The organism is Nocardia arthritidis NBRC 100137, from assembly GCF_001612765.1.
GTDB lineage: Bacteria > Actinomycetota > Actinomycetes > Mycobacteriales > Mycobacteriaceae > Nocardia > Nocardia arthritidis.
In genome coordinates, this window is sequence record NZ_BDBB01000008.1 from 13,029 (window position 1) to 37,510 (window position 24,482).

24 protein-coding genes are annotated in these 24,482 nt (G+C 66.8%); 13 read left to right on the top strand and 11 right to left on the bottom strand.

What is annotated here, in order from left to right:
• Together NA8_RS07815 and NA8_RS07820 are read right to left on the bottom strand one after the other, a co-directional pair.
• Complete coding sequence (locus NA8_RS07815; protein ID WP_063049701.1) at positions 1 to 1,665, bottom strand: sulfatase-like hydrolase/transferase; 1,665 nt, start codon at positions 1,663 to 1,665, stop codon at positions 1 to 3.
• Positions 1,666 to 1,891: 226 nt separating this feature from the next.
• Positions 1,892 to 2,578, bottom strand: coding sequence for a TetR/AcrR family transcriptional regulator (locus NA8_RS07820; protein WP_063049702.1), 687 nt, complete (start codon positions 2,576 to 2,578; stop codon positions 1,892 to 1,894).
• A gap of 153 nt (positions 2,579 to 2,731) precedes the next feature.
• Between NA8_RS07820 and NA8_RS07825 the strand changes: the two genes are divergently transcribed.
• Positions 2,732 to 3,673, top strand: coding sequence for an NAD-dependent epimerase/dehydratase family protein (locus NA8_RS07825; protein ID WP_063049703.1), 942 nt, complete (start codon positions 2,732 to 2,734; stop codon positions 3,671 to 3,673).
• 417 nt (positions 3,674 to 4,090) lie between these two features.
• On the opposite strand, the gene NA8_RS07830 is transcribed toward NA8_RS07825, so the two are convergent.
• The 5 genes from NA8_RS07830 to NA8_RS07850 all read right to left on the bottom strand — a co-directional run bounded on the left by NA8_RS07830 (position 4,091) and on the right by NA8_RS07850 (position 7,691).
• Positions 4,091 to 4,762 (bottom strand): response regulator, encoded by a 672-nt coding sequence (locus NA8_RS07830; RefSeq protein WP_063049704.1) that lies wholly within the window; start codon positions 4,760 to 4,762, stop codon positions 4,091 to 4,093.
• A 100-nt stretch (positions 4,763 to 4,862) separates the two neighbouring features.
• Positions 4,863 to 5,063 carry a DUF7489 domain-containing protein gene (locus NA8_RS07835; RefSeq protein WP_063049705.1) on the bottom strand — a complete coding sequence of 67 codons (201 nt, stop codon included), beginning with the start codon at positions 5,061 to 5,063 and terminating at the stop codon, positions 4,863 to 4,865.
• A 144-nt stretch (positions 5,064 to 5,207) separates the two neighbouring features.
• Positions 5,208 to 6,413 (bottom strand): sensor histidine kinase, encoded by a 1,206-nt coding sequence (locus tag NA8_RS07840; protein WP_063049706.1) that lies wholly within the window; start codon positions 6,411 to 6,413, stop codon positions 5,208 to 5,210.
• 162 nt (positions 6,414 to 6,575) lie between these two features.
• Positions 6,576 to 6,857, bottom strand: a complete 282-nt coding sequence (locus tag NA8_RS07845; protein ID WP_245663710.1) for a hypothetical protein — start codon at positions 6,855 to 6,857, stop codon at positions 6,576 to 6,578.
• A gap of 159 nt (positions 6,858 to 7,016) precedes the next feature.
• Positions 7,017 to 7,691: a PAS and ANTAR domain-containing protein gene (locus NA8_RS07850; RefSeq protein WP_063049708.1), complete on the bottom strand. Its 675-nt coding sequence runs from the start codon at positions 7,689 to 7,691 to the stop codon at positions 7,017 to 7,019.
• A 301-nt stretch (positions 7,692 to 7,992) separates the two neighbouring features.
• Between NA8_RS07850 and NA8_RS07855 the strand changes: the two genes are divergently transcribed.
• A complete protein-coding gene (locus tag NA8_RS07855; RefSeq protein WP_063049709.1) occupies positions 7,993 to 8,688 on the top strand; it encodes a type 1 glutamine amidotransferase domain-containing protein in 696 nt (231 codons plus the stop codon).
• A gap of 93 nt (positions 8,689 to 8,781) precedes the next feature.
• Here NA8_RS07855 and NA8_RS07860 read toward each other — a convergent pair whose 3' ends face one another.
• Positions 8,782 to 9,825: a glycerophosphodiester phosphodiesterase family protein gene (locus NA8_RS07860; RefSeq protein WP_245663711.1), complete on the bottom strand. Its 1,044-nt coding sequence runs from the start codon at positions 9,823 to 9,825 to the stop codon at positions 8,782 to 8,784.
• Between the two features lie 248 nt (positions 9,826 to 10,073).
• Here NA8_RS07860 and NA8_RS07865 point away from each other — a divergent pair, with 248 nt between their 5' ends.
• Positions 10,074 to 11,294, top strand: a complete 1,221-nt coding sequence (locus NA8_RS07865) for a toll/interleukin-1 receptor domain-containing protein (RefSeq protein WP_063049710.1) — start codon at positions 10,074 to 10,076, stop codon at positions 11,292 to 11,294.
• A gap of 456 nt (positions 11,295 to 11,750) precedes the next feature.
• Here NA8_RS07865 and NA8_RS07870 read toward each other — a convergent pair whose 3' ends face one another.
• Entirely contained in the window at positions 11,751 to 12,566 is an 816-nt protein-coding gene (locus NA8_RS07870; protein WP_063049711.1) for an SDR family oxidoreductase, read from the bottom strand.
• Between the two features lie 192 nt (positions 12,567 to 12,758).
• Positions 12,759 to 13,451 (bottom strand): NAD(P)H oxidoreductase, encoded by a 693-nt coding sequence (locus tag NA8_RS07875; protein WP_245663712.1) that lies wholly within the window; start codon positions 13,449 to 13,451, stop codon positions 12,759 to 12,761.
• A 128-nt stretch (positions 13,452 to 13,579) separates the two neighbouring features.
• On the opposite strand from NA8_RS07875, the gene NA8_RS07880 reads away from it, so the two are divergent.
• From NA8_RS07880 to NA8_RS07895, 4 genes are all read left to right on the top strand, one after another.
• Positions 13,580 to 14,506: an AraC family transcriptional regulator gene (locus tag NA8_RS07880; protein WP_063049713.1), complete on the top strand. Its 927-nt coding sequence runs from the start codon at positions 13,580 to 13,582 to the stop codon at positions 14,504 to 14,506.
• 227 nt (positions 14,507 to 14,733) lie between these two features.
• Positions 14,734 to 15,687 carry a DNA polymerase domain-containing protein gene (locus tag NA8_RS07885; protein WP_063049714.1) on the top strand — a complete coding sequence of 318 codons (954 nt, stop codon included), beginning with the start codon at positions 14,734 to 14,736 and terminating at the stop codon, positions 15,685 to 15,687.
• Positions 15,688 to 15,867: 180 nt separating this feature from the next.
• On the top strand, positions 15,868 to 16,473 hold the full coding sequence (locus tag NA8_RS07890; protein WP_063049715.1) for an ABC transporter ATP-binding protein: 606 nt from the start codon (positions 15,868 to 15,870) through the stop codon (positions 16,471 to 16,473).
• Entirely contained in the window at positions 16,470 to 17,288 is an 819-nt protein-coding gene (locus tag NA8_RS07895) for a hypothetical protein (protein WP_063049716.1), read from the top strand. The genes NA8_RS07890 and NA8_RS07895 overlap by 4 nt, the downstream gene beginning before the upstream one ends.
• A gap of 64 nt (positions 17,289 to 17,352) precedes the next feature.
• On the opposite strand, the gene NA8_RS07900 is transcribed toward NA8_RS07895, so the two are convergent.
• A complete protein-coding gene (locus NA8_RS07900) occupies positions 17,353 to 19,365 on the bottom strand; it encodes a polyprenyl synthetase family protein (RefSeq protein WP_063049717.1) in 2,013 nt (670 codons plus the stop codon).
• Between the two features lie 436 nt (positions 19,366 to 19,801).
• On the opposite strand from NA8_RS07900, the gene NA8_RS07905 reads away from it, so the two are divergent.
• From NA8_RS07905 to NA8_RS07930, 6 genes are all read left to right on the top strand, one after another.
• Complete coding sequence (locus tag NA8_RS07905) at positions 19,802 to 20,437, top strand: DUF8020 domain-containing protein (protein WP_157106574.1); 636 nt, start codon at positions 19,802 to 19,804, stop codon at positions 20,435 to 20,437.
• A gap of 199 nt (positions 20,438 to 20,636) precedes the next feature.
• The gene (locus NA8_RS07910) at positions 20,637 to 21,143 is read left to right on the top strand and encodes a hypothetical protein (RefSeq protein ID WP_157106575.1); all 507 of its coding nucleotides are present in this window, start codon (positions 20,637 to 20,639) and stop codon (positions 21,141 to 21,143) included.
• A gap of 403 nt (positions 21,144 to 21,546) precedes the next feature.
• A complete protein-coding gene (sigC, locus tag NA8_RS07915) occupies positions 21,547 to 22,188 on the top strand; it encodes an RNA polymerase sigma factor SigC (RefSeq protein ID WP_084466624.1) in 642 nt (213 codons plus the stop codon).
• Complete coding sequence (locus tag NA8_RS07920; RefSeq protein ID WP_063049720.1) at positions 22,188 to 22,823, top strand: ABC transporter ATP-binding protein; 636 nt, start codon at positions 22,188 to 22,190, stop codon at positions 22,821 to 22,823. The genes sigC and NA8_RS07920 overlap by 1 nt, the downstream gene beginning before the upstream one ends.
• Positions 22,820 to 23,662, top strand: coding sequence for a metal ABC transporter permease (locus NA8_RS07925; RefSeq protein ID WP_218019420.1), 843 nt, complete (start codon positions 22,820 to 22,822; stop codon positions 23,660 to 23,662). The genes NA8_RS07920 and NA8_RS07925 overlap by 4 nt, the downstream gene beginning before the upstream one ends.
• Positions 23,641 to 24,429, top strand: a complete 789-nt coding sequence (locus NA8_RS07930) for a metal ABC transporter solute-binding protein, Zn/Mn family (RefSeq protein ID WP_063049722.1) — start codon at positions 23,641 to 23,643, stop codon at positions 24,427 to 24,429. The genes NA8_RS07925 and NA8_RS07930 overlap by 22 nt, the downstream gene beginning before the upstream one ends.
• Positions 24,430 to 24,482: the final 53 nt, after the last annotated feature.

The window sequence follows — 24,482 nt, forward strand, 5'->3', positions numbered from 1 at the left end:
TCAGGACGGTTTCGGCACGGCATCCAGCAGGGCATTGCCGATCCGTTCGGCTTGGACCAAGATGTTCGTCTGCGCCGAGATATAGTCGCCGATGCCTTCGTCCTGCGCGGCCCGCAGATAAGGCGGCAGCGGTTGCTGGATCTCGGTGCGGATGACGTTGTCGAGCAGCGGTTCCATGTCGCCGCGCAGCGGATTCCCGGTCGCCGCCTGGTTGTCGAGTTCGAGCCGTCCGCCGTCGGTGCTGTAGTCGTAGAGTTCGAACTCCTGCTCGCGCGTCGGATCGATCTGGATCCGGCCGTGCACCCACTGGGAGTAGGACGCGAACTTCGCCTCGGCGGTGCGCACCATCGCGACGTGGCCGGGGGCGTCCTGGTTGAACAGGATCGCGGCTTCCTCGATCGACGCCTCGTCGGTCGTGTGCGCGACCCACGGGCGGCCCGCCGCGCCCGCGTCGCGGCAGACCGCGGCGATGTCGAAGCGCCCGCTGAGATGTTCGTAACGTCCGTCGCCGCGCCATTCGTTGCCGCCGGTGCCGATGGTGAGCAGCAGGGGAGTGAAGTCGACGCTGGAGGTGAGCTGGTCCCTGGTAGTCGTGCCGTCCACCGGGCTCAGGTATCCGCGCGGGTCGTGAACATAGAGCGGTACCCGCAGCGCCTCGTCATAGGCGGCGCCGCCCTTGCCGTGCAGGCCGTGGGAACCGGCGTAATCGCCGTGGTCGGAGGTGAAGACGACGACGGTGTTGGCGGCGACATCGGGACGGGACTGCAAGGTGTCGAGCACGCGACCGATCTGGATGTCGACCTGCTGCTGCGCCCACAGATACAGGTTGCGCATCTCGATCCAGGCCTGCATGGCTTCCGGTGTCCCGTAGGGCGCCACCCCGAACGCCACCGCCGAGACCTCGACCAGCGCCATCTGCAGGCGCGGCTTGCGCGAGAGCTGTTCGAGGGATTCGAAGTTGGGCGGCAGTTCGTTCATCCACCGCGGGATGTCGGCGTTGAATTGGTCGCGCCGGGTCCAGCGTGGCCACCACTGGATGTCGTGCGGGTTGACCAGCGACACCGTCGTACACCATGGCGCGGCGCCGGAATCGTTGTGGAACCAGTCGGCGAACTGGTCGACGATCTTCGGGTCCGCTTGCAGCCCTTGCCCCGGCGCGCCGTTCGGGGAGGGATAGGTGCCGCCGTGGAAACCGTAGGCTTCCAGCGCGCCCGGCGTGCGATCCGGGTAGCTGCCGAGATGCCACTTTCCCCAGTACGTGGTGTCGTAGCCGTGGTCGCGCAGCATCGATCCCCACGTCGGGAACAGGGGCGACAAGGTCGACTCCGACACGACCATGACCCCGGTCTGCTGCGCGTAGAGGCCGGTCAGCAGGCAGCCGCGAGCGGGCGTGCAGTCGTTGGCCGCCGTGTAGTGATTCTCGAACGACACACTGCCCCGGCGGATCCGGGCGATGTTCGGCAGGACGGTGTCCAACGTCTGCTGATCGGGAAACCACACGGGCGTCCGCATCTCATCCACGATGATCACCAGGATGTTCGGCTTGTCCGGATCGGTGTCGGCACGCGCTCTGCCCGGAGCGGCTCCGGTCGAGACGGCGGCCGCGGCCGTCGCCGAGGTGGCCGCACTGGAGAGAAAACCCCTGCGAGTGAACGAGCTCGGCAATGTTCCTCCACGAATGAGTGATTTCGTCTGGCGAATGGCACGCGGAGATCTCGGTGCTGTCACCGTAGCGCTGCCCGGCTCGCGGTAGCCGCACTCCGGCGCGGACACGCCGCCAGCTGATCGCCGCAGGTGAGCCGGTCGGGGCAGGTTCACCCTGCGGAGCCCGTTCCCGTTGCGGTCGGGACGCTTGCGACGGTGGGAACGACGCGACAGCCGGAATCCGGCGTTACGGCAGCCCGACCAGGTCGGCCATCACGTTCATGTGGTGGGCGAAGTAGTCGGCGCGGGCATCGATGATGCCGTTCAGCCGGCCGAAGACCTCGAAGTTGAGCAGGCCGAACAACTGGGTCCACGCCACGAAGACCCGGTCGAGCACGTCCTCGGGCAAGTCGGAGGACTGCTGCTCGATCAGCCGGCGCAGGTCGGCGTGCACGGGTGCGGGCAGCGCGAACGAAAGCGGCGGCGGCGTCAGTTTTTCCGCACCCGCCTGCGCGATGGCGACAAGCCGGAAGACCACGGCCGCGGCGGGGGCCACGGTGTCGTCCGGGGCGTCGTATCCGGGCACCGGACTGCCGTAGAGCAGGCCGTATTCGGCCGGATGAGCCTGCGCCCAGTCCCGAACGGACGAGCACACCGCCATCCACCGGCCGCGCAGATCGGCGGCAGGCAGCCTCGTATCCGCGGCTTCGGCTTCGGCGGCGAGCGCTTGGTAGGCCTCCATGATCAACGCGGTCAGCAGGTCGTCGCGGCTCGGGAAATACCGATAGAGCGCCGAGGCGACGATCCCCATGTCCCGGGCGACCCCGCGCAGGGACAAGTTCGCGCCGTCCACCGCCAACCGGTTGCGCGCGGCCGCTTTGATCTCCTCGATCATCTCGGAGCGGACGCGGGCGCGTAGTGACTGGGCGGACATTCCTCCCAGTGTAGGGAACAAAGGACGGATAGGAGAACGTCTGCACGGATTGTGAACAGTGTTCTTGACTCGGATAGGTGTTCTGTTTTAGGCTCTAGCTGTCAATGAGAGAGCAGTGTTCTCTATAAAGAACGCCAGACAGGTTGGAATGCCATGTCCCTGCACGTCGTCATCGGAGCCGGTCCGGTCGGAACGGCCACGGCCCAGTTGCTCGCCGGATGCGGCAGCCGGGTGCGCGTGATCACCCGGCGCGGTAGCGGTCCGGACCACCCGCTGATCGAACGCGTCGCCGCCGACGCCACCGATTCCGAGGCGTTGATCCCGCACTGCGAGGGCGCGGAGGTCGTCTTCCAGTGCGCTCAGCCGCCGTATCATCGCTGGGCGACCGACTTTCCGCCGCTGGCCGCCGCCGCGTTGCGGGCGGCGGAAGCGACGGGCGCCGCGCTGCTCGGCGTCGGAAACCTGTACGGCTACGGACCGGTCGACGGCCCGATCAGTGAGCGGCACGCACTGCGCCCCAACAGCGTGAAGGGGCGGGTTCGGGCGGAGATATGGGCCGAGGCGCTGGCCGCGCACGAGGCGGGCCGCGTCCGCGCCGCCGAGGTGCGCGGATCGGACTACCTCGGCGCGGGAGCGAAATCGGCGTTCACCATGGTGGCGCTGCCCGCCGTGCTCTCGGGTCGCCGGGTGCAGTTCCCCGCCGACCCGGACGCCGCGCACAGCTGGACCGATGTCGGTGACACCGCCCGCACGCTGGTCGCGGTCGCCGCCGACGAAAGTGCTTGGGGCCGAGCATGGCACACGCCGACCCCGCCGCCCATGTCCATCCGTGAACTGGCCGGACTGGCCGCGACCGTGGCGGACGCGCCGCCCGCGCGCGTGAGCCGGATGCCCACCGCGATGCTGTGGGCCGCAGGGCTGTTCGATCCCAACGCCCGCGAGATGCGCGAGATGCGCTACCAGTTCGATCGCCCGTTCGTCATCGACTCCTCCGCCGCGACCGCGGCCTTCGGCATCGAACCGACACCCACCGCGGAGTCCCTGCGCGCGACGATCGCCGCGCTTCGTGCGGAAGAATCCGCGAGCACAGGCTGAGCGACGCGGACAGCAGCGAGGTCGTCTCGAGCCTTGCGACGCCCTATGTGTCGGCGCTGCGACGAATGGCGGTGCGATCCGGCGGAGGTCGGCGACGAGTTACGCCCTGGCCAAGCGGTCTTCAAGCCACATTTCGATACCCCGACGGGCGACCGCGGCCATGCCGGCCGGGCGATAGGTGAACGCGTGCGGGGACTCGGGATCACCCGGATGTCCACCTCGTTGCCCGCCACGGAGAGCCGGGCGGCCATCGCCAGATTTTCCTCGAGCAGGATATCGAGTCCACCGACCGCGTACCGTGCGGAGTGCCGGGGAGTGAGAAATACGTCGGCGCACACCAAATCCGGACAATCCCACATCGATCGAAGACAATGCAACCAGGGGGGAGGGACGCCGAGGACTTCCACTGCCCCGGCGTTACGGACTCGGGGACTGCCGTGGCCGGACCAGGCCGATGTCATAGGCGAGTACCACCGCCTGCACTCGATCCCGCAGGCCGAGTTTGCGCAGGACCGCCGAGACATGGGTCTTCACAGTGCCTTCGGTGACAACCAGCTTCGCCGCTATCTCGGCGTTGGATGCTGCTTGCGCGATGAGTGTGAGGACCTCGACCTCTCGATGGGTGAGATCGGCGAGATCCGGCATTGCCGCTGTTTCCGGGCGTATGTCGGCGACGAACCGATCGAGCAGCCTGCGCGTCACCCGCGGCGCGAGCAGTGCCTCGCCGCCGGCCACCACCCGGATCGCCTCGACCAGTTCGGCGGGCCGGGCGTCCTTCAGCAGAAACCCGCCCGCACCGGCGCGCAGCGCCGCGTACATCAGTTCGTCTTCGTCGAAGGTGGTCAGGACGATGACCGCGGGCCTGTGCCGGGATGCGGAGAGGCGTTGCGTCGCCTGCACACCGTCGACGCGCGGCATCCGCAGATCCATCAGCACGACGTCGGGCAGTGTCCGCGCGGCCAGGTGTATCGCTTCCTCCCCGTCCCGGGCCTCGCCGACGACCCGGATGTCCTCACGTGCTTGCAGAATCATCCGAAGCCCTGCGCGGACAAGAGCCTGATCATCGGCGACCAGTACGGTGACGGTCATCCCCGCCGCCATCCGGTCTGCCGGGTGCACGCGTGTCGCGGCGGCCGGTTCATGGCGAGCATCCAATCCTCCGAGTGTTCGGATCCGCCCTGCGGACGCGTCATTCCTTCACCGGATCGGCTCCCACGTGCTTGGTCACCGAATCACCGGCTTGCACTGATTTCCACAGTTCCCGGTCGACCCGGACCTTCACGGTACTGCCGTCCGGTAGCCGGACGGTCAAGCGCCGGTACAGGTTCGCCCCGTCGAACAACCCGCGCGACTTCTTGACAACCGTCCCTCGCCACTCCTGCTGTTGCATTGGTCGACTCCTGGTTTCGGTGAGCGTTCACGCCGCGGGATCCCGTATGGCGTGATTCCAGTGTTTACTGTCCCCGCCGTGGGAACATCGCCTTGCAGGGGTGTATTCGCCTCTGTCGAAAGTCGGAGACCGCTGTCGAAAGGACTACCGGTCAGCGGGTGATGGCATCGGCCACGACGGCTGAACCGGAAGCCACGCCGCGACGCGGAAGCCACCAGCGGTGGAAGGACCTGCCTCGAATCGTCCGCCCAGCTCGGTGGCGCGACGACGCATGCCATCGAGTCCCCGACCGCTACCGTGATCGAGCCGGCTGCCACCGCCGTTGTCGGTGATCGCCACCGTGAGTTGCCCGGCGGCGATCCGGACGTCGACCTCGGCTCGATCGGCTCTCGCATGGCGCAAAACGTTGGTCAGGGACTCCTGCACGATCCGGTAGGCAGTTTCGGTGACCCTCGGTGCGACAGCGGTGTCGTCCGTCCCGTGCCGGTTCACGACCACCTCGATTCCCGCCAGCGACATCGACTCCACCAGCCTGTCCAGATCCTTCAGTCCGGGCGAGGGAACGGTCGGTTCCCGGTCGATCACCTCGAGCAGCCGGCGTACTTCGCCGAGGGCCTGTCGGCCGACGGACTCCAGTGCGGCGACGGCCTCTCGCGCTTTGTCCGGGTGCGTGTCGAAAACGTCGTTGGCCGCCGCGGCTTGGAGCACCATCAGCGACACCGTGTGAGCGAGCACGTCGTGCAGTTCGCGCGTGATGCGGGCACGTTCCTGCTGGACCAGATGCCGGGCTTCGGAGTCCCGCTGGGCGGATCTGGCGCGTCCCAGTGCGCCCCAGCTCCAGGCCAGCAGGGCGGCGCCGGACCACAGTAGGGCGTGCAGCCACTGCCCGGTGGTCCCCGACGCGAGCGCGAAGAACAACACCGCCGCGGCAAGGCCCCACAACGACGTGCGGGCGGGGCGCAGCCAGGAAAAGGTCGTCAGCACGATGAGGGCGATGCCCGGCCCCACCCGAACGTGCAGCAGTTCCAACGACGCTCCCATGAACAGGGAGACAATCGTGACGAAAACGGGCCGGCGGTCCAACCACCAGAAGGCGGCTGCCTGGCACACCACCAGCCCGATTACGGCGATGCGCTCGGCAGCCGTGGGCGGAACGAACAGCGCTACCGGCAACAACGTGGTGAGGGAGCAGACGACCAGCAGTACCCTCCAACGCCGCGACAGCCGCATCTCGCACTGATCCCGCACGTCACCGACGCTACCGGGCCGGGCGCCTCGACCGCCCACGACGAGGACCGAGAAGCCCAGCTCGTCTTGCCCGGAATGGAAAAGCCGGTAGTACGTGAGCATCTCGATCTCGCCATGGCGGGCGGTCGAAAACGACCGAGCCGGACATCGCATCCAGCCCCCTCGCCGACAGGCAGCCGATTTGTTCGCCGACCTGCGGGGCCCGCGGTGCTGATCAGCGACCCAGGCCTGGCGCAGGAGGCGTGGTCCCCGTCGTGTTCACCGTTATGCGGGCAGGTGGCCGTAGCCGAAGATGTTGATGAAGTAGTTGCCCGGGATCAGTTGGTTCATCGCGTGCCACTGTCCCGCCGGGTCACGCTGGTAGTAGGTCACCGGCAGCGAACCGACGTCGTAGCAGACGATGTCGGCAGTGCCGAACGGGCTCCAATAGGTGCTCGTACCCGGGCGGCCGGGTTCGATCGGGGTTGTGAACAGGTGACCGCACGGGGTGATGCTCGGTTCGTAGATCGAGGGCGCGGCCGCGGCGGTCGGCGCGAGGCCGGCCATACAGATACCGCCCCATCCCACACAAACCGCTGCGGTCAACACACGAGGGACAAAACGTCCCATATCGGTTCTCCTCAACTATTCCGATCGCTGACAGTGCGTACACGATAGTGGTTGGAAGCGAGGGCCAGCGTCGTGGGCGGGGCGGCGGAATCGTCGCTAGTCCGCGACGGGTTCCGGAGGCGCCACCCGCTCGTGGATGGTCAGCAGCAGATGGTCGAAACGGGTGCGTTGCTGAACCAGCGCACCGCCCATCGGGACGACGTCGGCGACGAGCTGCTCGGCCAGTGCGCGGATCTTGACATTGGTCTCCTGCGAGCGCCAGCGCAGCACCCGGAACGCCTGATCGGCGTTGACGCCGTAGACGAACATCAGGACGCCCTTGGCCTGTTCGATCACCGCGCGCGCGTCGATCACGTCGGGCAGCAGGTCGTCGAGGGCTTCCTGGAGGTTGCCCTCGAGTGTCTCGGTGACGTCGATGAAGTAACCGGCGGAGCCGACCACAGTGCCTTGCTCGTCGAACAGCTGGTCGCCGATGACGATCACGTCGTGCGTCTCGCCCTCGGTGTCGATGATCCGGTGGCGGGTGCAGAACGGAGTCGCGGTCTCGATGGCCTCGGCGAGGGCGCCGGCGACCCGCTGGCGGTCGTCGGGGTGCTGGTGGCTCTGCAAGAGTTCGGTGGACGGCTCGACCTCGCCCGGTGTGTACCCGAAGATCCCGGCGGCTTCCTCGGACCATTCCCACCGCTGGTCTGCGAACCAGAATCGAAAGTTGCCGATATCGGGGCAACCGCCGAGCATCCTGCGTGCAGTCTCCTGCTCGCGTTGTCCCATCTCAGTCACCGGTCCAGTATGGCCCGAATACAACCCCAGGTCAGGCGGAGGGTGTGGCGTTGTGTGGCGCGGACCTCCCGGATCGGGTCCGCCGCATCGCCGCGTAGGGGCGAAAAGTGAAACAGGAATGGCCGCGAACCCGGTCTTTTGATATCCCGAAGATTGGGAAGGCTAGCGTCGACAGTGTCGTCGCTGACGATCCCGGCGTGCGGGGTCGGCGTCCGGCAGCACTCGGACCAGCGTGACAGGACTCGATGACCGAACCCGGCCGGCCGGGTTCCGGACGAGGAGACAACAGACCATGCCGAAAATCCTTTTCGTGATGACCGGAGCCGATCGCTGGACTCTGGCCGACGGGACCCAGCACCCGACCGGCTTCTGGGCCGAGGAATTCGTGGTGCCCTTCGAGAAACTGAAAGCGGCGGGTTACGAGATCGTGGTGGCCACCCCGGGTGGCGTCGTACCGACCGTGGACAAGAGCAGTCTCGCGCCCGAGGTCAACGGCGGTCAGGAGAACGCCGACCATCGAGTGCACGTGATCGGCACGAGCACCGAACTGAACAACCCCGTGGACTTGGCGGGGGTGGATCTCGCCGACTACGCGGCGGTGTTCTACCCCGGCGGGCACGGGCCGATGGAAGACCTCGCCGTCGACGCCGACTCCGGTCGGTTGCTCGCCGACATTCTGGCATCCGGCAAGCCGCTGGCGGTAGTGTGTCATGCGCCCGCGGCTCTACTCGCCGCGGAGGGAGCGGACGGAGCGAACATCTTCGCGGGCTACGCCCTGACCGGCTTCACCAACGCCGAAGAGACCCAGGCGGGCTTCGCGGACAAGGCCGAGTGGTTGTTGCAGGATCGGCTCGTCGCGATCGGAGCCGACTTCCGCGAGGGCGATCCGTGGGCCCCGAAGGTCGTCGTGGACCGCACTCTGATCACCGGCCAGAATCCGGCATCCTCCGCAGGCGTGGCCGACGAGCTGCTGAAAGCGCTTTCTTGACCACGGGTACCTGTCGGTCCGGCCGCTGAGCGGGCGCGGCGTGCGAATGCGACGGCACCGACGCAGCGCCCTACGGTCCGGTCGACGGACCTGTCAGGGGCGGTGACAGGCCGGTGGCAGGCGATACCCGCGGTCGGAAAGCAGCGCGCGCAGCACGTCCGGTCGGTTGGTGATCAGGCCGTCCACGCCGAGGTCGAGCAGGGCGATCATGGTGGGCCGGTCATCGACCGTCCACGGCACCACTCGCATACCGCGGCGGTGAGCGGCGCGGACGAGGTCCATCGTGGTGAAAGGCTGGTAGTCCGGAGCGGTGACGGTGGCGTTCTGCGGAGTGCCGTGCACCGGCGAGACCGCGGCGGCGCCGATTGCGGCCGCCGCCGCGACGAACTTTTCCTGCAACGATCCCGGGAAGTCGTCTATATCCATGCCGCCCAGCCAGGGGGAGCCGCCGGGTTCGCCCGCGCGCAACTTCGGCTGACCATCGGTCAAGACGATGATCGGCAGGTCGGGCGCCGCCTCCCGCAGCCGTATGAGGGTGCCGAAGTCGAAACTCTGGATGGTGACCTGGCGCCCGATTCCCGCCCGGCGGATCTCCGCCACCACGACGTCCACGAACTGCTCGCGCGGCGCGGTCTGTTCGGGGGCGGCTGCCTCGACCTTGGTCTCGATGTTCAGCTTCACCTGATCGGCGTGATATGCGCGCACCAGGTCGAAAACCTCCGCCAGCAGCGGTATTCGTGCTCCAGGCGCCCTCCGCTGCTCGGGTTGCTCGGCGGACGGCACCGAGCCGCAGTCGATCGTCCGGACCTGAGCCAGGGTCAGATCCCGGATGTAGGTGGTTCCCGGTACATAGGGGAACTTCGGGTCGCCCGGAGCGGCGGGCGTGGTGTCCGTGCACTTCGCCGGATTCGGATCGCGATCGTGCGTGACCACCGCATACCCGTCCGCGGTGATCTGCACGTCCAGCTCCAGCGTGCTAACCCCGAGCTCCAACGCGTTCGCGAACGCGGGCAACGTATTCTCGGCCACCAGCCCCAACCCGCCCCGATGGGCTTGCAGGTCGAACGCGGCCGGACCATCGGCCGCTCCCGGCCCCGCGCCGACCGTCAGAACGCCGGCCGTCAGAACCCCTGCCACGCATATCCGCCACACCGGCCCATCCTCTCGCTGGAGGGTCACACCCGGGTGAAGAAGCGGTAAGGGGCGTAACTTCACCGCCGCCGCGGTCGGGACGCAGATGTAGTTTCGGGTATTCGGTAAATAGCGGGAAAATCGCCACCGGCTGACAATTTCTGTCCGGCTACGCCATAATGATGGCCGTTGAAGATCTCGCCATGTGCCGAGGGCTCGGTAGCAGCCCTCCTGCGGGGGGAGGCCGGGGGTACGTGAATCGCTATCGGATATTTCTCAGCTATCGCAGGGACGGCACGCATCACTTCGTCGGCCGGCTTCGAGCTACCTTTGAAAAGGAGCTTCCGGACGATCTGACCTTCTTCGACAGAGACTCGATCGACGCCGGGGTGCCCTTCCGTCAGGCGATTGTTCAAGCCATCGCCGGGGCCACCGTGGTGATCGTGGTCATCGGATCGGAGTGGCTCAGCGGCCACAACAGGAGCCGGTTGCACGCCCCCGACGACCCGGTACGCATGGAAATCGAGACCGCACTGCGTCTGAGGAAGGTGATACTCCCTCTCCTGGTGGATGACGCGGGACTGCCCCACCCGGGCGAATTGCCGCCGAGTATCCGGAATCTGCTCGAGCACAACACGGCCAGGATCAGGTCCGAGGTGTACGACGACGACACCGACAGGCTGATCCGCATCGTCGACGGTCTCGTCGCCCAAGCGGTCCCTGATCGCAGGGTGGACAGCGGTACCGTCTTTCCCGATACCGGCGAGAATGCCAGTAATTATCTCAGTGTTGCGATCGCGGGCATAGCGATCCCACTGTTCGTCTGGTTCGTATTCCGAGTGCACGGCGGACTGCGCGATCTGCTCTCGGTACTCTTCGGTGTCTCCGTCGTCGCCGGATACTTCTACATGCTCAGCCGCGGTGACAAACTGGCGATCGATGCGGGCGGAGTGGAGGTCCGGAAAGTCGGCGTCGTCCACCGCTTCTCGTGGCGCGAAATCGACCGATTGGCGATTTATCCCACCGGAAAAAGTGTCTTTCTCGTCGCGCGGATGGTCGATCCCCTGCTGCAAGAGAAGTACAACCAAACCGGCGGCTGGCCCCGCTGGGATGCGAGCACGCGCCAACTCCTCATTTGCGATCTGAAAGTCGAGGCCTACCGCAGCGCGGGTAAAGACGGCGGAACCATCTCCTTCACCACCGACCGATATTCGGGTGGGAGCGAATATGTATTGGAATCGGTGAAGCGCTACAGACCCTACGGCGGCTTCGGTGGCCTACCACCGCCTACTCCGAACACGGATCCGATTCCGCGCAGAATGATCGGCGTGGCATTCGCTGTTGTGCTGGCCGTCCTCGTCACGCTCATGGCCGTGTCGGTCTCCCGATCGACGGATAGCGGGCCGACCAGAAGCCGGCATGTCGGAATACAATCTGTTCGGACGATGCCGCTGGTGACCGGTACGCAGGCGTAGGATGCCGAACAGCGTTTCGTGGCCACGGGATTCCGGGCGATGCGGCGCGTTGTCGGCGGCCGCAGCTGTGCGAGTCGCGCGGCCCATCATCGACGACACCGACACCGACACCGACACGGGCGAGGTAGTCCTCGACGGCATCGCTCAGCTGCCGACGTATGCTGGCCCGGGCGTGTCTGCGCGGAAGTGGATGTGCTGTCGGCACTCGCCGCCTCGCCGTCCTGGTGCCCCTGGCCATCGGCGTCCGCGGATGGACGCACCACCGCCGCGTCGCCACGGTCTCGGCGAGAGAAGCGAATTCATCCGATACAGCGACGGCACTCGGGTGAGTGGGTGGCCATGTCGGCCTCGACTGCGCGTACCGATCGGAAAGGGCGGGAGATGACAACTGACCGAATGCTCCGCGACAAAGGTTCCGACGTACACGGGATCGAACGCCCGCCGGCGAGCGTGGTTTCAGTCGGCGGCGAAGCGCGGGGCGTTGGCGGCGGCCCAACGAGCGAACGTCGTCGCGGGTCGGCCGGTGATGTCTCGGACGCTGGTGATGGGCAGAGTCGCGGGGTCCGGGTCGAAACCGCAGAGAACGTTGTCGACATACCAGGTCGCGCTGTCGCCCATGGTGGGGGCCAGGGCGGTGATGGTCTCCTCGCGCGAGGACCGGTGCAGGACGATCTCGCGGTCGAGTGCGTCGGCGAGGTGCCGGACCAACTCGGCGCGAGTGAGAATCTCCGGCCCCGCCAACGGGAACGCGCGGCCGAGATGGGTGTCGGTCAGCAGGGCGGTGGCGGCGACGGCGGCGATGTCGTCCATGGCGATGGGCGCGCTCGCCGCGTGGGGCCGCGGCTCCCGGATGGAGCCGGATTCGCGGATCTGGTGCGACCAGGTCATGGTGTTCTCCATGAAATCGCCGGGCCACAAGTGGGTCCAGGCCAGGCCACTGTCCTCGACAGCCGTACAGACGCTGCCCCACCAGCTCTCCGGTTCACCGGACAGGTCGACGACATGCCGCACACCGGCCGCGCGGGCCATCGCGAGCACCTCGGTGACACTGTCCGGTGCCGGTGCCAGGTACATCCGCTGCACACCCGCGAACGCCGCGGCCAGTGCCTCCGGTCGCCGCAAGTCACCCTCGATCACCTGCACCGCGGAGGGGAGTGCGGCCTTCCGCGGGTTGGTGGTGAGCGCGCGTATATCGGTGGCTCCCAGGGCAAGCAGGTGGTCGACGACCTTGCGGCCGATGTTTGCCGTGGCCCCGGTTACCAGGATGGTCATCTGCGCCCTCTCCGGTGTGAATGCTGATCAACCCATCCTGCCAGCCGATGCGGGCGCTTGATGTCGTTGCCCTGGTACCTGGTCCGCCACCCGATCCACCACGGCGCGACCGTTTTCCCGGAACTGCGCCGCTGTATGCCGAGGCGCGGGCGCGTCGTCCACCGGCTGCGCCCCGGGGCAACCTGTCGAGGTTCAGGCCGGTACCCGGTCGCCGGTGAGGAATTCGTCGACGAAGCGCAGGGCCCGGTCCTCCAGCGCTGCGAAGTGGGCGTCGCGCGCGGCGCCGGTGAGCGCGTTGTCGAGTAGCAGATTGCCGTTGGCGTCCAGGCGCTGCGGTTTTTCTTCGGCTCCTGGCAGCAGTCCCACCGTCGACTGTGTCAGGCCGCAGTAGTAGGCGATTCCGTCGTCGAGTTGTGAGCTCAGTGCCTGCTGCATGAGGTCGACGACTGCGTCGTCGTCCGCCGCGCCGGCCAGGCCCAGCCACAGCATCCGCTTGCCCGCGAGCCGGGGTTTGCTGCGTCCGTAGGCGAATCCGTAGTTCCACACGCGATCGATCCAGCCTTTGAGGATCGCGGGTAGCTGCATCCAGTACACCGGGAACACCGCGACGATGACATCGGCGGTGAGGATGCGCCGCATATGGTTCTCGACCTCGGGGGAGTAGGTCTTGTCCCGGTTGTTCCAGTCCGGTAGGTCGGCTGCCGTCATGCGGGGATCGAATCCCTCGGCGTGCAGATCGAGCAGGTCGATCCGGTAGCCCGCCGCGGTGAGTCTGCGGACGGTCAGCGCGGTGATATGGGCGGTCAGTGAGTCGGGGCGGGGGTGGGCGACTACGACCAGCGCGGTGGGAGTGGTCGAAGCGTCTTCGACGGAGTTGCTCGGCACGGGGTCCTCCATTGCGGTCCGGTATCCGGACGATCGGTTGTGCGGTCGAGTTGTATTCCACACCCGATCCGGTAGACGATCTATGGGTAAAGATCTACATCCGATAGGAGTTCGTCTACCCTCATGGCGTGGATCCTTTGAGTAAATTGCTGGGTGGAATACGTGCCGAAGGAGCCGTACTCACCCACGCGGTTCTGGAGGCGCCGTGGACCATCCGCTTCGCCGACCGTGCACCGTTGACCATGGTGACGGTGCTGCGCGGCGGTGGCACGCTGCTGCTTTCCGGCGGTGCGCAGCAACGGATCTCGGCCGGAGACACCGCGATCGTGCGCGGTCCCGAACCGTTCCTCCTCGCCGACCGACCTGATTCGGCCGACCTGCCACACGCCGAATACGAGGTCGCCTGCTTCGTGGCGGATGCGGAATGCGAGGCCGGTCTGGAAGGCGGACGGTGGGGTAACGACCCGGCCGGCGAGACGGCTCTGATCGTCGGTGCCTATCGGGCATCGGGCCGGCGTCATGAACGGCTTCTGCGTGCGGTGCCACCCGTTCTGGTGGTGTCGGATGACGTGGAGGTATGCGCCTGGATGGAATCCGTCGCCGCGGACGCGGCCGCGCGGCCGGCCGGAGCCCAGGCGCTGATGGACCGCCTGCTCGACTGGGCGCTGGTGTGCACACTGCGCGACTGGTTCGAAAGGGAGGCCGCCGAGGCGCCGGGATGGTATCGCGGACCCGCCGACCCGGTGGTCGGGCCTGCGCTGGAGGCGATGCACGGGCAACCCTCCGCCGGCTGGACCGTGGCGTCCCTGGCGGCCGCGGCGGGCGTGTCGCGGGCACTGTTCGCGAGGCGTTTCACCGAGGTGATGGGCCAGTCGCCACTGGCATATCTCACCGAATGCCGGATGGACGATGCGGAGGAACTGCTCTCCGACCGCACTCTCACCGTGGCGCAGGTGGCGAAGGCCGTCGGCTATGCGGATGCTTTCGGTTTCAGCGCGGCATTCAAACGGCACCGGGGCGTACGTCCGAGCGAGTTTCGCGCCACATCGAAATGACAAACGCCAGACGTTCGGCCGAGCCAATTGCCGAGATCAGCCGCCTCGAAGGCCGGGAACCGCCTACAACAGCTGACCCCGGGCCTCCCAGCCACAGCCACCTGAAGCGACTGGTGTCTCTGGGCTGCGGCGCAAGGCCATGCAGCGTGGCATCCAGACTCCTTTCGGAGGCGAGTGTCTCGCTGCCGGTGATTGACCGGCGCCCGGCGGTGGGGGAGGGTGGAGCGATGGCGGGAGGCGAGCTGCGTCACGGGGTCGAACTGTCCAATCTCGATCAGCCGTTGTTCGACGAGGCCGAGGCGAGCAAACGGGATCTGGTCGACTATCTGGAGTTCGCCGGGGAACGGTTGCTGGGGGTGCTTCGCGGACGGCCGCTCTCGGTGGTTCGGGTGCGGCCGGGACAGGCGCCGTTCACACAGAAAAACCTCCCCAAGTACACGCCGGAGTGGGTGGCGCGGACGAAGGTTTGGGCGGCGAGTTCGCGGCGGGAGATCTCCTACGCGCTCTGTGACGACTTGCGGACTCTGATCTGGTTCGGTAATCAACGGGCGGTCGAATACCACCCGACCCTGTTCCTCGCGGAATCCGCACCGGAACCCACACATCTTGTGCTCGATCTCGATCCCTCACCGGGACAGACTTTTGCCGACGTGGTGGTAGGTGCCCTACTGATCCGGGAAGCGCTGACTGCGGACGGGTTGTCCGGAGCGGTGAAGACGAGCGGTTCCAAGGGATTACATGTGTTCGTGCCCGTAGTCCCGGGGATAGATGTCGAGGACGCGGCCGCGGCGACGCGCGCCGTGGCGGCGCGAGCCGAGCGGATCGATCCGTCGGTCGGCACGACCGCGTTCATCCGGGAAGACCGCCACGGCAAGGTCTTTCTCGACGCCACCCGTGCGGGCGGTGCCACCGTGGCCGCCGCCTACAGTCCGCGTATCCGTCCGGGTGTCACCGTGTCGTTCCCGCTGCGCTGGTCGGACCTCGACGAGGTGACGCCGACTGATTTCACTGTGCGGACCGTGCCGGACCTGCTCGGCGACAGTGATCCATGGCAGTCGGAGATGCCTGCCCCGCAGCATCTTCCTGCGGATCTGGTCGAAGAGGGACACACGATTCCAGTCGCCCGGGTTCAGGCCATGCACGAGGGCAAACGACGTGCCAGGGCGCGGCGCAGCGAATGATCGATGCAGGATCGAGCGCCCCGTCTATGCCGCCGAAACTGCGAAAGTCGAGAGATGTACGGGATGACCGTCTGTTTGCGAGCATCACGAAATAGCCGTTCCGGCACGGGGTTTCGCGGTCGGTTGGTAGCATTCCAGCCGCTGTCGGGCCACTACATCGGCGGCGGGTAAGGGGCGTTGATGGAGGTGGAGGACGTCCACCACTCATACGGCGGACGGTCGGTGCTGCGTGGCATCGACATCGTGTTGCCTGCGGGGGCGCTGGTGGGCATCGTCGGTGAGAACGGGGCGGGTAAGTCGACGCTGTTGAAGGTTTTGTCCGGAGAGCTGCGACCGGACAGGGGGATGGTCCGGCACCGTGGGCGGTTCGGTTACTGCCCTCAGCAGGTGATCCTCAACGACGCCTTCACGGTGCGTCAGCACCTGAACTTCTTCGCCGCGGCCTATGCGATCCCGGACCTGCGGCGGGCCGAGGAGACCATGGAGATCTTGCGCTTCTCCGGGTATGCCGATGAGCGGGTCGGCACGCTCAGCGGCGGCACCCGGCAAAAGCTCAACCTGACGCTGGCGGTAATGCATGATCCGCAGGTCTTGCTGCTCGATGAGCCGTATCAGGGCTTCGACTGGGAGACGTATCTGCGTTTCTGGGATCTGGTCGCGGAGTTCCGGGACACCGGCCGGTCGGTTCTGGTGGTCTCGCATCTGGCTCACGACACCGACAAGCTGGATCAGGTGTGGCGGTTGTGCGACGGCGTCTTACGAGGCGGACAGGAGAAGGCCGGATGAGTGACGGTGCGCGGTTGTTCGTGATCGCCACGCGCTACGGCCTCATCGAGCATGCTCGTAACCGGTTCGCCATGCTGTTGGTGGCTGTCTTCCTTCCCATATTGATCACCATTGTCCGCGTGGCGGTCACGGACATCGAGGTGCCGTTCCGGCTTCGAGACACCGGCCTGGTTCTGCGCGCCAACGGCAATGAACTCGCTCAGATCAGCGGCGCCCTGATGGCGGTCTCGCTGATCATAGGGTTCATGATGTTCGCGGCGACTTTCAGCAGCGGAGCATTCGACCGGCGCCTGTCGATGGCCGGGTATCCGCGGGTCGCTTTGGGCCTGGCGAAGATCGCCTGCCTTGTGGTGGCCTCGGTGGTGGTCTGCGTGTACGCCACCGCGGTCATCTGCGGCTACTGGTCACCGCGGCAACCTGTCCTGCTCGCCGCGGCGCTTTTCGGCGCGGCGATGACCTACGGGGCGTTGGGTGTGGCCCTCGGCGCGTTGCTGCGCCGCGAGGTGGAGGGAATGTTCGCCATCGCGATGATCAGCTGCTTCGACATGGCCGTACAGAACCCCATCGCCAGTGCTGGTGCCGACAGCGAATTCGTGCGCTGGCTGCCCTCCTATGGGGCGATGCAGGCTTCGACCACGGCCGGTTTCTCCGAGGCCACGCCATTGACGGGTTTCACCGTGCAACTGGCCTGGTTCACCGCGAGCGCACTCGTCGGGCTGATCGCTTTCCATCAGCGCACCCGATCCTCTCTCCGGCCTACGATGTGGATGCGCATCCCCGGCTCGACGAGGTTCGGACAGCAGGCGAAGCACTGACCAGACGTCCCGCGCGACCACACGGTGGAGGCGCGGGACATCTCCTGTTCTGCCTGCCGGGGTTTTACGACGCGATGTGAGCCGGTTCGGCGGCCGGGAGGTAGACCTCACGGCGCAAGCGTTCGAGATCCGGTGCTGCGGGGGCGGAGGTTTTTTGCGCGTACCGATCGCTCTCCCGCCCCCAGAGCCCCACGCTCGTGATGTTCACGTACATCTCCGCGTAGTCCTTCCCCTGACCCGCCAGGCCGGGAAGAACGCGCAGGAGCGCGGGGACGTAGTGGATCACCGCCTCGAGCTGGGCGCGCTGATCCGCCACTTGGCGCTGTACCTGCTCCACGGCTTCGCCGCGGGTGCAGCCGGTTTCGTGATGCACCGCCCGCACCAGGTTGTAGGGAACTCGGTCTGCCTCGTCCTGATCCAGCCCCACCAGGTCGTTCTCCACGAAGGTCACCCAGAAGGCGAGTTCCTCGAGACGGCGGATCACGGGGTGTTCGCGCAGCTTCGATGGCAGTTCCCGGTCGTGATACACCTCCATGCAGGCGATGGCGGTTTCGATCCCACTGGTCGACATCCGCAGCGGCAGGTAGTCGGCCGTGGAAGGGATGTAGCCGCTGATGCGATGATGCGCTTCTCGTTCGGCGGCTTCGAACCACTCCTCTAGGCCATCGAGGAACCGCTCCTGCCAGCGGGTGGTCCGGCCCTCGCGCAGCCGCGGCCATATACTCGCCCAAGCCGTCGGAATCGCGCCGGGCCGCCACGGTTTCTCCGGGTCTTGGCGCAGCGTTGCCACCATGCCACGCCGCAACGCGGTCACCGCTTCCGGGTCCTTCAGCTGCGGATCCTCGAAAAGGTCGTCCCAGGCAAGGACCAGCACGGCCATACCGTAGGCGGTCTGTTCACGAGCCGCATTCGCCGCTGGGGCCAAGGTCTGCGCCGGGATCTGGATCGCCCCCGTCCACCGGTGGTAGTCGGCCTCGGCTGAGGAGACGGCAAGACCGGTGTCCACCAGCCAGTTCCGCAACCATCGCGCGAGCTGCGGCGGAAGCCCATCACCAGGGGTTCGAGTCGGCTGCGTCGACCGCTGGGGGGCCGCGGGACCAGGAGTTCGCCGGTCGAGGATGGACCGTGCGTAGGCGGTGATCGCGCGGCGGGCGGGCGGGTCGACGGGCAGAGTGGTGAGCTGACCGGCGGCCCGGTCCATGAAATCGTCGGCCATCGCCTGCGCTTCGTCCACGGCGCCGCAGGCGATGACGAGCTCACGGGCACGCGCGGCTTGCTCGAGCGTCATCCTGCTGCGCAGCAGGCGTCCAAGGTTTTCGTCGCGGGCGGCCGCGCGGATCACCGGCAGTGTGTAGATGCCCGCGGGCAGATCCGCGTTGACCGGCTTGCCCATTTCTGCGGCGGTGGAGGTCAGATCGAGGATGTCGTCGTACAACTGGTAGGCCAGCCCGAAGTATCGGCCGAACCGGGCCAACGCCTCTAGCTGATCGTCGGGTCTTTCGGCCTGTATCGCGCCCACCCGGCATGCCAGCGAGAGCACCGCCGCCGTCTTGCCGTCGATCGCGTCCAGGTAGGACTGCTCGCTGCGGGAGGCCGCGTAGAGGTCGGCGGCCTCGATCACCATGCCCGCGCACATCTGCTCACCCGCGATCGCCCCCGCGAGAACCTCGCGCGTGCCGAGTTCCGCCAGCATGCGCACACTGGTGAGCATCACGGAATCCCCACCCAATACCGCCATATGCGAACCCCACACCACATTGGCACTGGGACGGCCTCGACGTTCGTATGCGTGATCGATGACGTCGTCGTGGTAGAGCGAGCCCAGATGCAGCAACTCCACGGCAGCGGCGGCGCGCACCACCCGGTCGTCGGCCGGCGCCGCGGGATCGGTGAGCAGGTAGTAAGACAGTAGGGTCAATGTGGGACGGACCAGGCGGCGAGAGGTGTCCGGCCCTTCGTCTGTGAGTGCGGCCAGTTCAGGCCTGCCCTCCAGTCGGATGGGTCCGAGAACGTCACGGACACGGTCCAGGTCCGCATCCAGATGGGGGAAGACAGCCGAATCTATTTCACGTGGCACGCGGGCACTCCTGACTGGTTGCATCGGTCATCCAGAACACCGCCGATCAAGGCCATTCGACACCACGCTGACACGGAAGATGTTGGGATCGGCCAAAATTGATGACTTTTCCGCCGTTGCGGTGAATGCTCGGCCGGACATCGGCAGTGTGCCGCACCGTCGACTACATGAGTGCGCACGATCGCGTCAACGCCACGAACCCCGAGGCGGCCGGCGCCGCGGGATGGCCGGAGCTCACCGGTACCCCTCGGTGGGGAACGCCGAACTCGGCGGGACTCTTCAACTCGAAAAACCGATGTGTGATGTGCATCACTTCCGGGTCGGGAACCGGTTCAGCGGCTCGCGCGACCTGTTGTCGGCTGCGAATCCACGCTGCTAGAACGAATCGGGAGTTGAGACGACAGTGATGTTCCGAAAAGGCGCTGCGGTGGCCGCCATGGCCATCTCGGCTTTGTGTATCTCGGCGGGTACCGCGGCGGCCGATCCCGCTCCGGACACTCCGGATGTCCATTTCCAGGCCGACGTGGTCGACCGTTCGGTCGTAGTGACCATGGACGCCGGGGCGCTGGCTGTCAGCGATGGCCATCTGCGGTTCATCGACCGGAACGGAGCGTCGGTCGCGACTCTTCCGCTGACCTACGTCCGCGGCGACAGCGCGTTGCCGATCGCGGCGCAACTCGACGGCGATACCGTCACTCTCACCCCGAGCACCGATCCCGCGGACGCGCGACCCGTGAGCGCCTCGACAGCGCAGGAGATCGACGCACTGTCGCATCCGAATTACAACGCGGCCCTGGGCAATTTCAGCATGTCGATGATGGCGGCCGCGACGGTCGGCAGCCTGCTGGGTAGCGCGATCGGCGGTGGCATCGGCTGTGTCGCCGGAGGCATCGTCGGCGGAGCGACCGGTGGAGTGGTGTCGATCGGCCTGCTGGCGGTTCCGGCCGCGATCGGAGGCTGCCTCATCACCGGCGCGGCGTTGGCCGGCATGGGCGCCGTCGCAGGCACCGTCATCGTCGGTGTCCCGGCGTTGATCGCGGCCGGTATCCAGTTCTGGAACGACACTCACTGAGCGACCCGATCGGTCCGGAAGTCGTGGTCGGGGTATGCCGGACCCTCCACGACCTCCCGGCCCCCATGGCTACGGCAAGCAGTATGGCGCTGATGCAGGTCGGCGACCGAGTGTCATGATGGACGACGCTATGAACACTGTGCCCGTGCCCGGAGACGCACGGGCGGCGCGTGCCACCTTGTTCGCGGGGATCGCGGTGTTGTTGTCGGCGCTGGGGCATGCGGCGTCGGCGGGTCACAGTGTGTCTGCGTCGGCGTTGATTGTGGCGTTCGCGGCGATGGGTTCGATCGCGTGGGCGGTGGCAGATCGTCAGCGTGGCTTCGTCGCCATCGGCGGTGGACTGGTGGTGATGCAGACGGCCCTGCACCTGTGGTTCGGGATGGTGTCGATGTCGACCGGCCACAGCGCCGTGCCCGAATCCGTTGTATCGCAAGGCGATCCGAGCACGATGCTCGCCGCGCACGCGGCGGCCGCGCTGCTGTGTGCCCTGTGGCTGTGGCGGGGGGAGATCGTCTTCTTCGAGTTGCTGGCGGTGGTTTACACCCGGATTCTGGCTCCTCTGCTCCTGCTTCTCGTCCATTCCTCGGTCGGCAGCGACCCACGAATCTCGGTGGCAGCCGACCCGCGCGTAGAGATTCTCCGCCAGGGCGTGCTGCGTCATGTGGTGGCGCGGCGTGGGCCTCCGGTGGCTGTGGTTCGGTTCTGAGAGTTCGCCGGCGCAGGCAGCCATGCCTTGTACTGCTGCGGTGTGCACGCTGCCTCGCCTGACCGATCGGGCGTCGTGCAGTGGACCCGTATGCCCGTGGCGAATGTAGCCTCTCGTCTCATCCATGCTCGTCAGCGGCCAGTTCGCCGTCCCACGAGCCGATGGGAACAGTCGGCCTTCCTGTCCAGCGGCAATCGGTCCTCTCTGCCGGTGTGCGCATAGCGCGCGTCCGACTGCCGGTCTCTCCGCACCACCGAGTCGTGGTGTCGCGAACAGAAATTGTGCGAATGTTGTCTCTTTCCCCGCCGTGGGTTTCCTGCCGCGGCAACGGTCCTTCTCCTCGATCGCCTCGAAGCGGTGGGCGCTCTCGCGTGTGCCGGATGTGTCGACGTGGAGGCCCCGCATGTCCGACGAATATTTGACCGCGCTGGCGTTGTCCGCGGGTTCCGGTAATCGAAAGGCGTTGGAGCAGTTCATTCGGTCGACGCAGCGGGATGTGTGGCGATTCGTCGCGCACCTGACCGACGTCCATTCCGCCGACGACCTGACTCAGGAGACGTTTGTGCGGGCCATGGGCAGCCTGCCGCGGTTCGCCGGGAAGTCGACGGCACGTACCTGGTTGTTGTCGATCGCGCGCCGTGTCGTCGTGGACCGGTTCCGCAGTATCGCCGCCCGTCCGAGGACCACTCAGCTGCCGGAGTGGTCACAAGTTCTCGACCAGCGTCCCGATCGGCGCACACCGGATTTCTCCGAGGAGGTCGCGCTGAACGACCTGCTGTGCAGCCTGCCGCAAGAGCGGCGCGAGGCGTTCGTCCTGACCCAGGTCTTGGGGATGTCGTATGCCGAGGCGGCGCAGACGGTGGGTTGTCCGGTCGGGACGATCCGCTCTCGGGTGGCCCGTGCCCGCGAAACTCTGGTCTCGGTGGTGCGGGGGATCGATGTATCCCCGGACGGTGCTGTCGTGGAACCGATAGGGGCCGAGGTGCGACTACTTCCGGGCGCACCGGTCGACCTGCGGCCGGCGGCCGATAAGGAGGTGGGGTGATGGCGGGGCTGGACATTCGTCTTCAAGGGGTCTCGTGCCGACATGGACGTGTCGACGTCGTCAGCGATGTCGACCTCGACGTGCGCGCCGGCCAGCGGGTCGCTTTGACGGGCACGAACGGTTCGGGCAAGACGACGCTTCTGCGAGCGGTGATCGGCCTGCACGCGGCCGTGCGGGGCCAAATCTCCGTGGATGGCCGCGATGGCCGTGCGCCGGCGGACTATTCGTGGCGGCGACGGGTGTGCGGCTGGATTCCGCAACGGCCGGCGGCGGGCCGCTTCCCGCTGCTGGCCGGTGAACTGTTGGCCAGTAGCGGAGAAGCCGGGCACGCGCGGGCGATGGCCACGCGGCTGGGCGTGGGTGGGTTCCTTGATCGACCACTCGACACGCTTTCGGGCGGGCAGCTACAGCGTATGCATCTGGCCCGGGCGGTCGGATGCGTTGCGGCCGGTGCGGGGATCGTTCTGGCTGACGAGCCTACGGCGGCACTTGATTTCGCGGGCCAAGAGGAAGCCGCAGAGGTGCTGGCGGAATTGCCGGTCACCCTCATCGTGGTCACCCATGACCGGGCACTGGCACGACGTTGCGACCGCGTGCTCGAGATGGCCGCGGGCCGGGTACGGGAGCTGTCGTGAACGGGCCTGCTGATGTGATCGATTTGCTGGCAATGGAGTCGGTGCGCCGCGCCGGTGTGGCGCTGCTGGTGGGCTCGGTCGGGTTACCGATGATCGGTGTCGCGATCGTGGGGTTGGACATCATTGCGGTCCGGTTCGCCATGATGCACGTCGCGCTGCTGGGCGCCGCGGTCGGCATGCTCACTGGACTGGATCCGGCGTTGTGTGGTCTGCTCGCCTGCGCGGCCGCCGGGGCGTCGATCAGCCCCCTGGCCCGCGCGCCGGAAACATTGTCCGGCGCAATGGGTTTGCTGATGAGTCTGGCTGTCGCGGCGGCGCTGCTGGTATTGGCGGTGGCGGGAGTGAACGCCTCGGCGGCCTTCTCGCTGCTGTGGGGTTCCATTCTCGCCGTTCGGGTTCAGGACGTCGTCGTTTTGGCCGTGCTCGCGGCGGTGGTGTCCACGCTGTTCTGGCGGCGAAGGCGCGATCTCTCGCTGCTGTTGCATGATCGCGAATTGGCGTTGGTTTCCGGCGTGGCGGTGGGGCGGCTGACGCTGGTTCTGCTGGTGTTGATCGCGGTGGCGGTGGCGGGAGCGATCCGGCTGACCGGGGCGCTTCTCGTGGACGCGCTCACTTTGCTGCCCGCGTTGGCTGCGCGCCGGTTGGGCCGCTCGCTGACGTCGATCATCTCTTGGTCTGTCGGTATCGGCGTTTGCGTGAATCTCGTCGGATTCCTTTCGGCGCTGGCCTTCGATCTACCCCCGGGCCCAGTGCTGGTCCTTGCCGCCGGGGCAGTTGCCTTCGCGGCTCATTTGATTCCTGAACGGAGAACGATCTCATGGCACGCTTCCGGCCATTGACGGCCGGCATCACGCTGGTCGCGGCAGCGACCGTGCTCCTCGGCGGATGTTCCGGTGCCGAGAGCGAGCACCGGCACGACCATGCTCACCCTGTGGTCGTGGCCACCACCACCTGGGAGGCGGCTTTCGCGAGAGCGGCAGGCGCGGCGGACGTGAAAGTCATTGTGCCGCCGTCGGTTCATCATGCTCCGGACTACGATCCCAAGCCTTCTGATCTGACTGCGGTGGCGGAGGCGGACTTCGTGCTCTACGCGCCGTTCGAACCGTTCGCGGCCAAGATCAAGGAGGCCGCCGGATCGACGGCCGAACTGGTCGAAGTCGGTCTGGACAATTCGGCGGAGAAGGTGAAAGCCCAGGTGCGGGCGCTCGGCCTGCGCTTCGGCACCACCGACGCAGCGCAGGCGTGGATCGCGACGTTCGGCACCGAGTACGACAGACTCAGGGGTGAGGTGAGCTCGGAATGGCCGGGTGGCAAACAGCCGACGGTCATCGCCCAAGTGTTCTCCACCTGGGCCGCCGACCTGGCGGGCGCGCGGATTCTCGGCACTTATGGGCCCGAAGCGGTCACCCCGGGTCAGCTGGCCGAGTTGACCGCGAAGAAGCCTCAGTTCGTTCTCGACAACGCGCACATGTCCACCGGCACAGTATTGCCGGACTCTGGCGTGAAACAGGTGTCGATCGTGAACTACCCCGATCAGGGCAAGGATCTGCTGTCCGTCTATCGTGATGCCGCGACCGCGCTGAAGAAGGCGCTGTCCGGCTCCTGACAACACCCACAGAGTGCCGGGGCAGCCGTGAAAGCGGCTGCCCCGCAGCACAT

Bases quoted from the DNA above. Each gene is read 5' to 3' on its own strand.
- NA8_RS07820 (WP_063049702.1), bottom strand. From the start codon at position 2,578: ATGTCCGCCCAGTCACTACGCGCCCGCGTCCGCTCCGAGATGATCGAG.
- NA8_RS07825 (WP_063049703.1), top strand. From the start codon at position 2,732: ATGTCCCTGCACGTCGTCATCGGAGCCGGTCCGGTCGGAACGGCCACG.
- NA8_RS07830 (WP_063049704.1), bottom strand. From the start codon at position 4,762: ATGACCGTCACCGTACTGGTCGCCGATGATCAGGCTCTTGTCCGCGCA.
- NA8_RS07835 (WP_063049705.1), bottom strand. From the start codon at position 5,063: ATGCAACAGCAGGAGTGGCGAGGGACGGTTGTCAAGAAGTCGCGCGGG.
- NA8_RS07840 (WP_063049706.1), bottom strand. From the start codon at position 6,413: ATGCTCACGTACTACCGGCTTTTCCATTCCGGGCAAGACGAGCTGGGC.
- NA8_RS07845 (WP_245663710.1), bottom strand. From the start codon at position 6,857: ATGGCCGGCCTCGCGCCGACCGCCGCGGCCGCGCCCTCGATCTACGAA.
- NA8_RS07850 (WP_063049708.1), bottom strand. From the start codon at position 7,691: ATGGGACAACGCGAGCAGGAGACTGCACGCAGGATGCTCGGCGGTTGC.
- NA8_RS07855 (WP_063049709.1), top strand. From the start codon at position 7,993: ATGCCGAAAATCCTTTTCGTGATGACCGGAGCCGATCGCTGGACTCTG.
- NA8_RS07870 (WP_063049711.1), bottom strand. From the start codon at position 12,566: ATGACCATCCTGGTAACCGGGGCCACGGCAAACATCGGCCGCAAGGTC.
- NA8_RS07885 (WP_063049714.1), top strand. From the start codon at position 14,734: ATGGCGGGAGGCGAGCTGCGTCACGGGGTCGAACTGTCCAATCTCGAT.
- NA8_RS07890 (WP_063049715.1), top strand. From the start codon at position 15,868: ATGGAGGTGGAGGACGTCCACCACTCATACGGCGGACGGTCGGTGCTG.
- NA8_RS07895 (WP_063049716.1), top strand. From the start codon at position 16,470: ATGAGTGACGGTGCGCGGTTGTTCGTGATCGCCACGCGCTACGGCCTC.
- NA8_RS07905 (WP_157106574.1), top strand. From the start codon at position 19,802: ATGGCCATCTCGGCTTTGTGTATCTCGGCGGGTACCGCGGCGGCCGAT.
- sigC (WP_084466624.1), top strand. From the start codon at position 21,547: ATGTCCGACGAATATTTGACCGCGCTGGCGTTGTCCGCGGGTTCCGGT.
- NA8_RS07920 (WP_063049720.1), top strand. From the start codon at position 22,188: ATGGCGGGGCTGGACATTCGTCTTCAAGGGGTCTCGTGCCGACATGGA.
- NA8_RS07930 (WP_063049722.1), top strand. From the start codon at position 23,641: ATGGCACGCTTCCGGCCATTGACGGCCGGCATCACGCTGGTCGCGGCA.